The following is a 13200-nucleotide window of genomic DNA, read 5'->3' as shown; positions in this document are numbered from 1 at the left end:
TACTATTAGTTTTCGGGCTATGTCCAGTGTGTATTCATATATTGCGCGTTGAAGTGGGAAGATTTATAGTCCGATCGTCCAGAAAGTTCTGATTCGGAGGACGATGATGACCCCCACACCCACCGAGACGATCCAGGCCTATGCCGAGGCCAAGTCGCGGGCCGACACCGCGGCCGCCCTGGCCGTCTGTCACGACGAGGCGGTCTTCGAGACCATCCCGTTCCAGGCCGTCGCCCACGGCGCGACCGAGGCCGCGGCCCACTTCGACGGCTTCTTCCGCGCCTTTCCCGATTACACCGTCGAGCTCGAATATCTTTGCGAGGCAGGCGATCGTGTCTTCGGCGCGGGGCAGGTGCACGCCACGATGGCGGGTCCGCTCGCCGGTATCGCATCGACCGGGCGGCGCTTCCGGCTACCCTTCGCCTGCCACTGGCGGGTGCGGGACGGCCGCATCGTCCACGAGCGGTTCTTCTTCGATTTTCACCAGATGTGTGCACAGCTCGGCTTGTCCACCGACGACGCGGCGGCCCACTTCGCTGCTTGGCGGGCGGCCGCATAGGGCGCGGATTGTCCGGACGACCGTCCATTAGACTGGCCGATATGGATAAGCGGGTCCTGCGTGGTCTCCAGTCCCGGCAGCTCATTCTGGACCGGGCGATGGACATCGCCTCGGTGGAGGGGCTGGAGAGCCTGTCGGTGCGGCGGCTCGCCACCGAACTCGAGGTGAGCAAGAGCGGCGTGTTCGCGCAATTCGGCTCCAAGGAGGAGTTGCAGCTGGCGACAGTGCGGGCGGCCATCGACGTGTTCACCGCGAAGGTCGTCCGTCCGGCCCGCAAGACGCCGGCCGGGATCCGCCGGGTGCGGGCGCTGTCGGAGTCGTGGTTCCAGTACGTGCGGCAGCCGGTGTTCGAGGGCGGTTGCTTCTTCATCGCGACGGCACCGGAATTCGACTCCCGCCCGGGCCGCGTCCGGGACGCCATCGCCGCGGCTCGCCGCGATTGGCAGACCTTGTACGCCACCACGATCGCCGAGGCCCAGTCGATGGGCCAGATCCGCGCCGACTCGGATCCCGTCGATCTCGCCTTCGAGCTCGACGCCTTCGCCCGCATGGCCGCCGAGGACGCCGCCCTGTTCGATGACGACCAGCGTTACGACCGTGCCGAGGCCCTCATCCTCGCCCGCCTCCGCGCTGTCGCCACCGATCCCGCTCTGCTCGGCGAGAGTCGGTAGTCGGCGGGTCCGGCTAATGCGTTGTGCCGGTGAGCCGTTCGGCCAAGGTGAACAGTCCTTCGGTGATGTCGTGCGCGTCGGGCGTGTGGTCCGGATCGAGGGTCTGTTGCATCAAGACGCCGGACATCAGGGCCAGTTGGACCGCGCCGATGGTCTGGATGTCCCGGCTGTCGAGGGTGTCCTCGGGGATGCCGAGTAGTCCGGCGGCGAGTCCGCTGCGACCTTCCTGCATCGCGTGCGTCATGAGTTCGCGGACGCGAGGCGAGCGCTGGGCCTCGATACCGGCCTCGATCGAGACGAGCCACAGTTGCCGGTTCTCGGCGAGCACGCCCATGAGTTCCGGCCAACTCCCGCACTACCCCCTCCCCACAGCGGCGGCACACTGATCGGTCCTCAGTCACACTCGAATTGGTCACGCCTTCGGTACCGCGCGGGCAGCATTCACAGTGTGACCCACCATCTGTCGGTAAAGATCAGCGACGAACTCGAAGCCCGCTTGCGTGCCGTCGCAGGCGTCAACCGCTCGCAATGGGTGAGAGAAGCTCTCGAGGAGCGGCTCGAACGCGATATGTGGGAGCGGTCGAAGGAGGCTGACCGACTTCTCGGAATCGATGAAACTTGGCTGGAGCAGGAAAGAGCGGCCGTGGAGGCGGCGCAGCGCGCGGCAAGGTGGAATCTACCGTAGCGTGCGGGGTTCAGCTTGGCGCGTCGTGCCCGGTGAGGGACCGGTACAAGCAGGCCGACGCGGCCGGTTCGGTGCTGAACCGTTCTCGCACATCGTATTTGCCGCGTTCGTAGGCGCCGACCTCCCAGTCGCCGCTGGGGCCGGGCCGCAGGAACCAGAAATCGGTGGGCAGGGGGTCGTGGGTGTGCACGCCGTGGATCTGGAAGGACTCCGGCGGCAGCCCGGCCGCCAGCAGCGCGGCGCTGAGTTGTCGGCGATCCATCTCAGGCGGGCCTTTCTTCGACGAGGTATCCGTTCTGCAGCAGCCAGGTGACGTTCAGCGCCGCACCGGCCTCCGGCAGGTAGGTGGTCTGCAACAGGAACTGGGTTCCGCCGCCGGGCTGTTCGAACCATGCGGCGATGGGGCCCGCCTCGACCGTGAACGGCTTCAGCACACAGTAGAGGTGGTAGTTGCTCTGCGGGGTACCGGTGGGCGTGTTGAGGTTCTGCGGCGGCAGTGCGCGGGCCGGGAACGGGTCACCGGCCGGCGCGAGGAAACGCCCACCGGCGAAACCGAATCGGTCGATCCGCCGACCGGGCGACAATTGCTGCGGGTGCCGCACGGCGTGCCCGCCGATCACCTGGAAACCGTCTTCCGGCGGATAGATCCAGCCGGAGTCGTTGCGGTATTCGGCAACGAAATCGTCCGCGCCGAGCCCGCCGAACCGCTGATACCCGGCCAGCAGCGGCTGCACCGGCGGCCCCTGCGGCAGCGGATCCGGCCCGAGATACTGCCGGTCCGGGTCGTAGAAATTCGTCGTCGGTGGCGCGGTATCCGGAGTGCCGGGGTGGCAGGCCGCTTGCGAAGGCCCCGGTTGGGCATGTGCGGCGGGTGCCGGACCGGCCAGCAGAAGAAGCAGTGAGGCGAAGATCGCGGTGACGAATGACCGATAGCGCACGATTACCCCCAAGCTGTGAAAGTGATTGTGGCTCAGAGGGTAACGGGGGAGCGTGCCGTGTCGGTCCGGATCGGTGCGCCCGCGGGCGTGGCGTCGTGAGACACGCCAGAACTTCGTCGCTCAGGGTTGGGGAGTGGGGGGTTGGCGGTCGCCCTCCAGGTCGTGGAGGAGGGATTCGATGAGGTGGATGACGTCGGCGTGGCCGGCGGCTACCTCGAAGGCTTCTTCCATGCGGAGGAAGCGGGAGATGCTGGACATGAGCAGGACTACGGCGGCGGGGGTGTAGGTGTCGGATTCGTAGCCGTAGTCGGCGAAGATCTTGGTGACCGCTTCCAGTTGGAGGGTGCGGAAGCGCTTGGAGGATTCGGCGATTTCGGTGCGGATCGTCTTGCGGTGGTTGGCCAGGGCGACGAATTCCATCGTCAGCGCGTTCTGGGATTGTTCGTGGATCGACTCCCACAGCGACCACATCGGCTGCGGGGCGGACAGCGCCTCCACCTGTAGCTGGTAGCTGCGTTCGGCGCCGCGGCGGAACAACTCGGCGAACAGGTTGTCCATGGTGCCGAAGTAGTAGTACACGAGCGCGGAGTTGGCGCCCGCCCGTGCCGCCAGCCGCCGCGTGCTCACCGCGGCGTACCCCTCCTCGAGCATGATCTGCTGCGCCGCGTCGAGCAGGGCGGCGCGGGTGGCGGAGTTCTCGGGGTCGGCGCTGCGGCCCGGTTTCATCTGGTGGCCTCCTGGTCGGTGCGGCTCAGTGTACGGCCGTCCCGATCGGTGACCCGCCGGGGCGGCCGCGGGAAGTCCTCCGCGCGAAGGCTATTGACAGCCACGAACGGCCTGCCGTATATGTTAATCACTCGCCTAATTTAGGCAGTCGATTAACTCGGTCAGCCCGGTCCCCGAACAGAGGAGTCCGAACGATGAGCAGCTTCGCGGCCGCCGGCCGAACCTCTGATCCCGGCGGGCCGCCGCACGGCCGGGTCGCGGTCGTCACCGGCGGCGCATCCGGCATGGGATCGGCCATCTGCCGGGCCTTCGCCGGGCACGGCCATCGCACCGCCGTGCTGGACATCGATGCGGCCGCCGCGCAGCGGACCGCCGACGAACTGCGGGCCGCGGGCGGCACCGCGATGGCGTGCCCCCTCGATGTGACCGACCGCGGCGCGGTCGAGGAGGCGCTGGGCAAGGTCCGCGCCGAGTTCGGCCCCGTGGAGATTCTGGTGACCAGCGCGGGCGCGGTCGGGTTCGCGCCGTTCACCGAGATCACTCCGGCGCAGTGGCACCGCATCATCGAGGTCAACCTGACCGGCACGTTCCACTGCGTCCAGGCCGCGATCCCGGACATGGTGACCGGCGGCTGGGGCCGCATCGTGACGATCTCTTCGTCCAGCGCGCAACGCGGTTCACCGGGCATGGTGCACTACACCGCGGCCAAGGGCGGCGTCGTCGCCATGACCAAGGGCCTGGCGCGCGAGTACGCGACCCGCGGCATCACGGTGAACACCATTCCGCCCTCGGGCATCGACACCCCTATGTCGCGTCGCTCGCAGGACGCGGGCCACCTGCCCGACAACGCCACCATGGCGAAGGCGATCCCGGTGGGGCACCTGGGCACCGGCGACGATATCGCCGCGGCGTGCCTGTTCCTGTGCTCGGACGCGGCGGGCTACATCACCGGCCAGGTATTGGGCGTGAACGGCGGGTCCGTCATATGACCGCGGTACCCCGGCTGGCGCCGCTACCACCCGAGCAGTGGGACGAACACGCGCGAAATATGTTGCGGGGCAAGGTGAGCCTGGCCGACCGCTATCTGTCCGGCGCGCCCGACGCCCCGCCGATGCCGAACATCCTCGGCGTGCTCGGCCATCACGCCGAACTGGCCGGCGCCTGGCTGGCCTACAACGGCACACTGCTGGAGCGGTCCGCGCTCGACGCCCGGGACCGCGAACTGATCATCCTGCGGGTGGCGTGGCGCACCGACTCGTCCTACGAGTGGGTACAGCACGTGCGCCTGGCGACGCGCGCCGGTGTCACCGACGAGCAGATCGCCGCCGTGGCCTGCGGGCCCGGGTCGCCGGTGTGGACCCCGTCGGACCGAGTGCTGCTGTCGGCCACCGATCAGCTGCTCGACCGGCACGGCGTCGACGACGCCACCTGGGCGGAACTCGTGCGGCACTTCGACATTCGGCAGGTTCTCGAGGTGCTGTTCGTCGCCGGCTCCTACCTGTGCCTGGCGATGGTGTTCAACAGCGTCGGGCTGCAACTCGATCCGGATATGGCCCCGCCGCAGACTTTCGCACGACCGGAAACGGAGGAACGACCGTGACCCAATGGCCCAAGCCCGCCGAGGGCAGCTGGACGCAGCACTATCCCGACCTCGGGACGTCGATGATCTCGTTCGAGGATTCGGTGTCCCCGGAATTCTTCGAACTCGAGCGTGAGGCGATCTTCAAGCGCGCGTGGCTCAATGTCGGTCGTATCGAACAACTCTCGCGCACCGGCAGCTACTTCACCAAGGAGATCGAGGCCGCGCGTACCTCGGTGATCGTGGTGCGCGACCGCGAGGGGGAGATCAACGCCTTCCACAACGTGTGCCGCCACCGCGGCAACAAGCTCATGTGGAACGACTTCCCGCGCGAAGAGGTTTCGGGCACCTGCCGCCAGTTCACCTGCAAGTACCACGGCTGGCGCTACGACCTCGACGGCTCCCTGAATTTCGTGCAGCAGGAGGGCGAATTCTTCGACCTGAACAAGGACGAGTTGGGCCTGGTGCCCGTGCACTGCGACATCTGGGCGGGTTTCGTCTTCGTCAACCTGGACCCGAATCCGCAGCCGCGCCAGACGCTGCGGGAGTTCCTGGGCCCCATGGTCACCGCCCTCGACGGTTACCCGTTCGACAAGATGACCGAGTGGTACGTCTTCAGCGCCGACAACCAGAGCAACTGGAAGTTGTTCGCCGACGCCTTCCAGGAGTACTACCACGTCCCGGGTCTGCATCCGCAGCAGGTGCCCAATCCCGTCCGCACCGGAAAAGGCTTCGAGTGCGCGCACTTCCAGGTCGACGGCCCGCACCGGATGGTGTCCACGGGCGGCGCGCGCCGGTGGACGATGCCCGCGGAATACATGTATCCGATCGAGCGCATCACCCGCAGCGGCCTGGTCGGGCCGTGGGAGTCGCCGGATATCGGTGAGCTGCCGCCCGGACTGAATCCCGGTCGCATCGAACCGTGGGGGATCGACAATTTCCAGATCTTCCCCAATATCGAGATACTCATCTACCGCGGCTGGTATCTGCTCTACCGGTACTGGCCGACCTCCTACAACACCCACCGCTTCGAATGCGTGCTGGCCTACCAACCGGCCCGTACGGTGCGGGAACGGGTCGAACACGAGGTCTCCTCGGTGGTGTTCAAGGAATTCGCCCTACAGGACGCGGGCATGCTGACCGGCACCCAGACCGCGCTGGAATCGGCCTACCGCACCGCGGGCCTCACCCGATTCCCGGTCAACGACCAGGAAATCCTGGTCCGCCATTTCCACAAGGCCGTCGCCGACCAGGTCGGCGCGTACCAGCGCGAACTGGCGGGGGTGTGACCGTCGTGGCCGAGGACCTGCTACCCCCGGAATTCGCCGAGTTCGAGCCGTTCGCGCACACCTGGTGCCTGGCAACGGAATCCGAGCGCTGGGCGCGCCGCATGGCCGCCACCATGCCCGAGCTGGTGACCTTCCACGACGCCTTCCTGCCGCGTCTGGACGAGGCCATCGCCTACTGCGACAAATTCCCGCTCGACGACCTGCCCGACGACGCGCTGCACCTGCTGCACCTGGTGTATTCGCTGGTGATGGTCGCCATGGCGGTCGAGATCTTCCAGCAGACCAGACCGACCGACAGCGCCGACGCCGAGATCACCCGGGTCGCCGAGCCGCTGCCGTGAGAGGGACGAACGATATGACGATCACCATCGACAGGCTCGGCCACGAGGTCGGCGCGGAGGTCAAGGGCGTCGAACGCGATCAGCTGCTGGCCGACGACGCGGTCGCCGACGCGGTGCTGGCGGCCCTGGAGGACAACGGCGTGCTGGTCTTTCGCGACCTGCACCTGGACCCCGAGACGCAGGTGGCGTTCTGCCGCAAGCTCGGCGAGATCGACACCGAGGCCGGCCACCATCCGGTCAAGGGCATCTACCGGGTCAGCCTCGACACCACCAAGAACTCCTCGGCGAGCTATCTGCGCGCGACCTTCGACTGGCACATCGACGGCTGCACTCCGCAGGACGACGCCTACCCGCAGATGGCGACGATGCTGACCGCCAAGGCCGTGGCCGCCAAAGGTGGGGAGACCGAATTCGCCTCCACCTACAAGGCTTACGACAATCTCACAGAATCCGAGCGGACGCGGCTGGCGTCGCTGCGCGTCGTGCATTCGCTCGAGGCCTCGCAGCGGCTGGTGACCCCGGACCCGACGCCCGAGCAGCTGGCCGTGTGGCGCAGCCGCCGGGTGAAGGAACATCCGCTGGTCTGGACGCACAAAAGCGGGCGCCGCTCGCTGGTGCTCGGCGCCTCGACCGATCACGTCATCGGCATGGAGCCGAAGGAGGGCCGGGCGCTGCTGGACGACCTCCTGCAGCGGTGCACCGCCCCGGATCGGGTCTACCGCCACGAATGGTCGGTCGGCGACACCGTCATCTGGGACAACCGCGGCGTGATCCATCGCGCCGCGCCCTACGAGCCGGACTCGCCGCGAGAGATGTTGCGCACCACCGTGCTCGGTGACGAGCCGATCCGATAGCCACCGCCCCACCCACGCCAGGAGAACACCATGCCTCGTTGGCCCAAGCCCGCCGAAGGCAGCTGGACCCAGCACTACCCGGAACTCGGCACCGCACCGATGTCCTACGACGACTCCATCACCCCGGAGTTCTTCGAACTCGAGCGGGAGGCGATCTTCAAACGCGCCTGGCTCAATGTGGGCCGGGTCGAACAGCTTCCGCGCACGGGCAGTTATTTCACCAAGGAGATCGCCGCCGCGCACACCTCGGTGATCGTGGTGCGCGACCGCGAGGGGAACGTCAACGCCTTCCACAACATCTGCCGCCACCGCGGAAACAAGCTGGTGTGGAACGACTTTCCGCGCGAGGAGGTCTCCGGCACCTGCCGCCAGTTCACCTGCAAGTATCACGGCTGGCGCTACAACCTCGACGGCTCACTGAATTTCGTGCAGCAGGAAGAGGAGTTCTTCGACCTGGACAAGGACGCACTCGGCCTGGTGCGCGTGCACTGCGAGGTGTGGGCGGGTTTCATCTTCATCAATCTCGCCGCGCAACCGCGCCAATCCCTGCGAGAGTTCCTGGGCCCCATGGTCACCGGGCTGGAGGGCTACCCGTTCGACAAGCTCACCCAGCGGTTCACGTACCGGTCCGAGGTCGGCGCCAATTGGAAGCTGTACATGGACGCGTTCCAGGAGTTCTATCACGCGCCGGTGCTGCACGGTAAGCAGACGCCGGACAACTACTCCATGGCCGCCCAGCAGGCCGGTTTCGAGGCGCCGCACTACCGCCTCGACGGCCCGCACCGGCTGGTGAGCACGTCGGGCGTGGTCACCTGGGAACTCGATCCCTCGATGCGCAAGCCCATGGAGGACATCACCCGCAGCGGCCTGTTCGGACCTTGGGACGTACCGGATCTGGGGGAGATGCCCGCGGGGCTGAACCCGGCCGGTTGCGAACCGTGGGGCCTCGACTCGTTCCAGCTGTGGCCGAATTTCGTGATCCTGATCTGGTCCGGCGGGTGGTATCTGACCTATCAATACTGGCCGACCTCGCACAACACCCACACCTTCGAGGGCAACCTGTACTTCACGCCCGCCCGCAGCGCGCGCGACCGGGTGGCGCACGAGATGGCCGCGGTGACGTTCAAGGAGTACGGCTTGCAGGACAGCAGCACGCTGGAGGCGACCCAGATCATGCTGGAATCCCGTGCGGTGACGGCGTTTCCGCTGAACGACCAGGAGATCCTGCTCCGCCATCTGCACAAGGTGGCCGGCGACTGGGTCGAGGACTACCAGCGCGAGCGCGCGGAGGCGGTGCGGTCATGAGCAACCTGCTGCCGGCGGAATTCGCCGAACTCGAACCGTTCGCCGAAAAGTGGTGCCTGCCAACCGAAACCGAGCGCTACGCGCAACGGCTCGCCAGTACCATGGACGAGATGCAGCGGTTCTACGACGCGATCACTCCCCAGGCGGAGGAGGTGATCGGCTACTGCGACAAGTTCCCGCTCGACGATCTGCCCGACGAGGTACAGAACCTGCTGTACCTGCTGTATTCGATGGTGCAGGTGTCCTTCCCGGTGGAGGTCTGGAGCCAGCCCCGCATTCCGGACACGGGGGTGGCCGCGCTGGAGTGCGTCCTGGAGCCCAATCCATGAGCGAAAAACACACCGTCCTGCGCGCGGCCCGCTGGGTCGACGTGGCCACCGGCCAGGTGCACTCGCCCGCGTCGATCCTGGTGGAGGACAACGTCATTGCCGCCGTCGATCCGGCGGAGACGCCCGCCGACGCGCGAGTGGTCGATCTCGGTGACCTGACACTGCTGCCCGGGTTGATGGATATGGAGATCAACCTGCTCATCGGCGGCCCGGAGAATCCGTCGGGACTGCCCCACGCGATGCACGGCGTGCAGGACGACCCGGTGTACCGGACGTTGCGTGGCACGGTCAATGCCCGCACCACCCTGCACGCCGGATTCACCACGGTGCGCAATCTCGGCCTGATGGTGAAGACCGGCGGCTACCTGCTGGACGTCGATCTGGGCCGCGCCATCGAGCAGGGCTGGGTGGAGGGGCCGCGCATCGTCGGGGCCGGGCACGCCATCACGCCGACCGGCGGCCACCTCGACCCCACGATGTTCCAGCGCCTCGCCCCGCACATCATGCCGCTGAGCGTGGAGGAGGGGCGCGCCAACGGGGTGCCGCAGGTGCGGGAATGCGTGCGCTACCAGATCAAATACGGCGCCGAGGTCATCAAGATCTCGGCCTCGGGCGGGGTGATGTCGCACGGCACCGTCGCCGGCGCGCAACAGTATTCCGACGAGGAACTGGCCGCGATCGTCGACGAGGCGCACCGCGCCGGAGTCCGGGTCGCCGCGCACGCGCACGGCGACGCCGGGATCCGGGCGTGCATCCGCGCGGGCGTGGACTGCATCGAGCACGGGTCGCTGGCCTCCGACGACACCATCGCCATGATGGTCGAGCACGGCACGTTCCTGGTGCCCACCAGCTACCTGTCCGAGGGCCTGGACGTCTCCAAAGCCGCTCCCGCACTGCAGAAGAAGGCCGCCGAGGTCTTCCCGAAGGCGCGCGAGACGCTGCGCAAGGCGATCGCCGCCGGAGTCAAGATCGCCTGCGGCACCGACGCGCCCGCCGTTCCGCACGGCGACAACGCCAAGGAACTGTGGGCCCTGGTCGACCGGGGCATGACACCCGCCCAGGCCCTGCGCGCCGCCACCGTCACCAGCGCCGAACTCATCGGCGCGGACGACCGCGGGCGACTCGAACCGGGTCTGCTGGCCGACATCATCGCCGTACCGGGCGATCCCACGGCCGACATCACGGTGCTGCAGGACGTGCGGTTCGTGATGAAGGACGGCCGGATCGCCAAGCAGCCCTGAGCGACCGAGCACACCGACAAGGAGATCGCAACATGGCCAAGGCCGTGCCGTCACGGCAGCAGCTGTACATCGGCGGTGCGTGGGTCGCGCCCGGCACCACGGACACCATCGAGGTGATCTCACCGCATACCGAGCAGCCCGTCGCCCGGGTGCCCGCGCCGGGGCACGCGGATGTCGATCGCGCGGTCGCGGCGGCGCGCACGGCCTTCGACGAGGGACCGTGGCCGCGGCTGGACCCGAGCGAACGCATTGCCGTGGTGCGCGAATTGGCCGAGCTGTTCCGGCCGCGCCAGGAGGAACTCGCCCAGCTGATCACCACCGAGATGGGCGCCCCGATCACCTTTTCCCGCTCGGCGCACGCCCGGCTGCCCGGTGCGATGATCGGCGCCTTCGCCGATGTCGCGGCCAAACATCCGTGGCAGGAGACGCGCGCCGGAGCCTTCGGCGGTGTGGTCGAGGTGTATCGGGAACCGGTCGGGGTGGTCGCCGCGATCATCCCGTGGAACATGCCGATGTTCCTGACCGTGGCGAAACTGGTGCCCGCCTTGCTCGCCGGGTGCACGATCGTGCTCAAGCCCTCGCCGGAGACGGCGCTGGACGCCTACTTCATGGCCGATCTGCTCGAGCAACTGGACCTGCCGCCCGGTGTGGTCAGCATCCTGCCCGGCGACCGCGAGGTCGGCCGGTATCTGGTTTCGCACCCCGGCGTCGACAAGGTGTCCTTCACCGGGTCCACCGCCGCGGGCCGGGAAGTGGCCGCCGCGTGTGGTTCCGCGCTGCGGCGGGTCGGTCTCGAGCTGGGCGGTAAATCCGCCGCGGTCGTGCTCGACGACGCCGACCCCGAGACCGTCGCCACGGGGATAGCCGTGGCGGGCCTGATGAACAGCGGGCAGGCCTGCGTCGCACAGACGCGGATCCTGTTGCCGCGCAGCAGGTATCACGACTACGTCGACGCCCTGGCGGGCATGGTGGAGAACCTCCCCGTCGGTGATCCGTTCGACCCGGCGACCCGGGTCGGCCCGATGGTGACCGAGCGCCAGCAGCTGCGAGTCTCCGGATACATCGAGCAGGGGCGGCGCGAGGGCGCCCGGCCGTTGGTGGGCGGCATCGGATTCCCCGACGGCATCGACCGCGGCTGGTACGTGCGGCCGACGCTGTTCGTCGATGTCGACAACGCCATGCGGATCGCCCAGGAGGAGATCTTCGGGCCGGTGCTCGGGGTCATCGCCTACGACGACGAGGACGACGCCGTGCGTCTCGCCGACGCCACCGAATACGGGCTGTCCGGCTCGGTCTGGACCGCCGATGTCGACCGCGGGCGCGCCGTCGCACGCCGAATCCGCAGCGGCACACTGGGAATCAACGCGGCCTACAGCATGGACCCGGCCGCGCCGTTCGGCGGGGTGAAGGCCAGCGGCATCGGGCGCGAGTTCGGCCCGGAGGGACTGGACGGGTTCCTCGACACCAAATCGGTCTCCGTCGCGGCGGACGCCCGGAGCGGAGGATAATCGTGCGATTGAGCTTCGACGAGGACGTGGAGCGTTTCCGCGCGGAGTTCGTGGCCTTTCTCGACGAGCATCTGCCCGCCGAGGCCGAGGCGGTCGAACGAGCCCGCTCCACCGCGCACATCCCCGAGTGGGCACGCCGCTGGCAGCGCGTGCAATTCGAGCACGGCTGGCTGATCCCGGGCTATCCGCCGCGCTTCGGCGGCCGCAACGCCGGGGTCCTGGAGCAGTACGTGCATCAGGAGGAACTGGCCAAGCGGCGGATCTATCAGACGTTCAACCCGCAGGGACTGGGGATCGTCGCCGCCTCGCTGATCACCTTCGGCACGCCCGAACAGCAAGAGCAGTGGGCGATCCCGATCCTGCGCGGCGAGCGCACCGCCTCGCTCGGGATGAGCGAGCCCGGCGCGGGTTCGGACCTCGCGGGGCTGCGCACCCGCGCGGTGCTCGACGGCGATCACTTCGTGGTCAACGGCCAGAAGATCTGGACCTCCGGCGCGCACGACGCCGATGTGCTGCTCGCCTTCGTCCGGACCGACCCGGACGCGGCCAAGCATCGCGGCATCTCGGCCCTGCTGATCCCCACCGACACCCCGGGCGTGGAACGCCGCCCCTTCGCCTCGGTCACCGCCAGGCACGACGTGGACTTGAACGAGGTGTTCCTCAGCGATGTCGTGGTGCCCGCCGGGAATCTGGTCGGCGAGTTGCATCGCGGCTGGGCCGTGGCGAACGGCTCGCTGGGTCACGAACGCACCCTGCTGTGGCTCAGCTACGCCGACCGGCTCGACCATCTGGTCGAGCAGTTCCATCCGGTGACAGAACTGGACGCCGACCGCTATGCCGGTCTGGTCCTCGACAGTTACGCCCTGCGCCTGCTCGGCTCGGCCGCCCTGGCCCGCGCGGCCCAAGGCGACGTCGATGTCGCCGCCCTCTCGGTCCTCAAGCTGTTCGGCTCCGAAGCCATCCAGCGCGCCACCGAAAGCGCCCTCGCCGCAACGGGTTCCGACGGACTGGACCAGGACGTCGTCACCGCCCACTTCAGCCCGCTCAACCCCGAGGCCACCGCCCCCGGCTGGTTCGAACGCTACGCCCGCACCTTCGCCCACACCATCGCCGGCGGCACCTCCGAGATCCAGCGCAACATCATCGCCCAACGCGTCCTCGGCCTGCCACGATGA

The 13200-nt window shown here is 67.9% G+C and carries 17 protein-coding genes; 13 read left to right on the top strand and 4 right to left on the bottom strand.

The window, feature by feature from the left end; translation table 11 throughout:
* Positions 1-106: 106 nt before the first annotated feature.
* Together QH470_RS06165 and QH470_RS06160 are read left to right on the top strand one after the other, a co-directional pair.
* Positions 107-559 (top strand): ester cyclase, encoded by a 453-nt coding sequence (locus QH470_RS06165; RefSeq protein ID WP_280271292.1) that lies wholly within the window; start codon positions 107-109, stop codon positions 557-559.
* A 41-nt stretch (positions 560-600) separates the two neighbouring features.
* Positions 601-1230 (top strand): TetR/AcrR family transcriptional regulator, encoded by a 630-nt coding sequence (locus QH470_RS06160; RefSeq protein ID WP_280271291.1) that lies wholly within the window; start codon positions 601-603, stop codon positions 1228-1230.
* A gap of 13 nt (positions 1231-1243) precedes the next feature.
* Here QH470_RS06160 and QH470_RS06155 read toward each other — a convergent pair whose 3' ends face one another.
* Positions 1244-1564, bottom strand: coding sequence for a TetR family transcriptional regulator C-terminal domain-containing protein (locus QH470_RS06155; RefSeq protein ID WP_280271290.1), 321 nt, complete (start codon positions 1562-1564; stop codon positions 1244-1246).
* 114 nt (positions 1565-1678) lie between these two features.
* Here QH470_RS06155 and QH470_RS06150 point away from each other — a divergent pair, with 114 nt between their 5' ends.
* On the top strand, positions 1679-1915 hold the full coding sequence (locus tag QH470_RS06150; protein ID WP_280271289.1) for a hypothetical protein: 237 nt from the start codon (positions 1679-1681) through the stop codon (positions 1913-1915).
* Between the two features lie 10 nt (positions 1916-1925).
* On the opposite strand, the gene QH470_RS06145 is transcribed toward QH470_RS06150, so the two are convergent.
* The 3 genes from QH470_RS06145 to QH470_RS06135 form a co-directional block, all read right to left on the bottom strand.
* The gene (locus QH470_RS06145; RefSeq protein WP_280271288.1) at positions 1926-2177 is read right to left on the bottom strand and encodes a hypothetical protein; all 252 of its coding nucleotides are present in this window, start codon (positions 2175-2177) and stop codon (positions 1926-1928) included.
* 1 nt (position 2178) lies between these two features.
* Positions 2179-2853, bottom strand: coding sequence for a TNT domain-containing protein (locus QH470_RS06140; RefSeq protein ID WP_280271287.1), 675 nt, complete (start codon positions 2851-2853; stop codon positions 2179-2181).
* Positions 2854-2973: 120 nt separating this feature from the next.
* Positions 2974-3579, bottom strand: a complete 606-nt coding sequence (locus tag QH470_RS06135) for a TetR/AcrR family transcriptional regulator (protein WP_280271286.1) — start codon at positions 3577-3579, stop codon at positions 2974-2976.
* Between the two features lie 194 nt (positions 3580-3773).
* Here QH470_RS06135 and QH470_RS06130 point away from each other — a divergent pair, with 194 nt between their 5' ends.
* Genes QH470_RS06130 through QH470_RS06085 form a run of 10 tightly spaced genes read left to right on the top strand, consistent with a single transcriptional unit; the run spans position 3774 to position 13200 of the window.
* Positions 3774-4568, top strand: coding sequence for an SDR family NAD(P)-dependent oxidoreductase (locus QH470_RS06130; protein WP_280271285.1), 795 nt, complete (start codon positions 3774-3776; stop codon positions 4566-4568).
* Positions 4565-5179: a carboxymuconolactone decarboxylase family protein gene (locus QH470_RS06125; protein WP_280271284.1), complete on the top strand. Its 615-nt coding sequence runs from the start codon at positions 4565-4567 to the stop codon at positions 5177-5179. The genes QH470_RS06130 and QH470_RS06125 overlap by 4 nt, the downstream gene beginning before the upstream one ends.
* A complete protein-coding gene (locus QH470_RS06120) occupies positions 5176-6447 on the top strand; it encodes an aromatic ring-hydroxylating oxygenase subunit alpha (RefSeq protein WP_280271283.1) in 1272 nt (423 codons plus the stop codon). Before QH470_RS06125 ends, QH470_RS06120 begins: the two co-directional genes overlap by 4 nt.
* 5 nt (positions 6448-6452) lie before the next feature.
* Positions 6453-6788: a hypothetical protein gene (locus QH470_RS06115; RefSeq protein WP_280271322.1), complete on the top strand. Its 336-nt coding sequence runs from the start codon at positions 6453-6455 to the stop codon at positions 6786-6788.
* A gap of 14 nt (positions 6789-6802) precedes the next feature.
* Entirely contained in the window at positions 6803-7642 is an 840-nt protein-coding gene (locus tag QH470_RS06110; protein WP_280271282.1) for a TauD/TfdA dioxygenase family protein, read from the top strand.
* A 30-nt stretch (positions 7643-7672) separates the two neighbouring features.
* A complete protein-coding gene (locus QH470_RS06105) occupies positions 7673-8947 on the top strand; it encodes an aromatic ring-hydroxylating oxygenase subunit alpha (protein ID WP_280271281.1) in 1275 nt (424 codons plus the stop codon).
* The gene (locus tag QH470_RS06100) at positions 8944-9276 is read left to right on the top strand and encodes a hypothetical protein (RefSeq protein WP_280271280.1); all 333 of its coding nucleotides are present in this window, start codon (positions 8944-8946) and stop codon (positions 9274-9276) included. The genes QH470_RS06105 and QH470_RS06100 overlap by 4 nt, the downstream gene beginning before the upstream one ends.
* Positions 9273-10517, top strand: a complete 1245-nt coding sequence (locus QH470_RS06095) for a metal-dependent hydrolase family protein (RefSeq protein ID WP_280271279.1) — start codon at positions 9273-9275, stop codon at positions 10515-10517. The genes QH470_RS06100 and QH470_RS06095 overlap by 4 nt, the downstream gene beginning before the upstream one ends.
* Positions 10518-10549: 32 nt before the next feature.
* The gene (locus QH470_RS06090; RefSeq protein WP_280271278.1) at positions 10550-12025 is read left to right on the top strand and encodes an aldehyde dehydrogenase; all 1476 of its coding nucleotides are present in this window, start codon (positions 10550-10552) and stop codon (positions 12023-12025) included.
* 2 nt (positions 12026-12027) lie between these two features.
* Positions 12028-13200, top strand: coding sequence for an acyl-CoA dehydrogenase family protein (locus QH470_RS06085; protein WP_280271277.1), 1173 nt, complete (start codon positions 12028-12030; stop codon positions 13198-13200).

The sequence above is a fragment of the Nocardia wallacei genome, assembly GCF_029868745.1.
GTDB lineage: Bacteria > Actinomycetota > Actinomycetes > Mycobacteriales > Mycobacteriaceae > Nocardia > Nocardia wallacei_B.
Note: the sequence above shows the minus strand (reverse complement) of the source record. Positions and strands in the feature narration are given on the sequence as shown.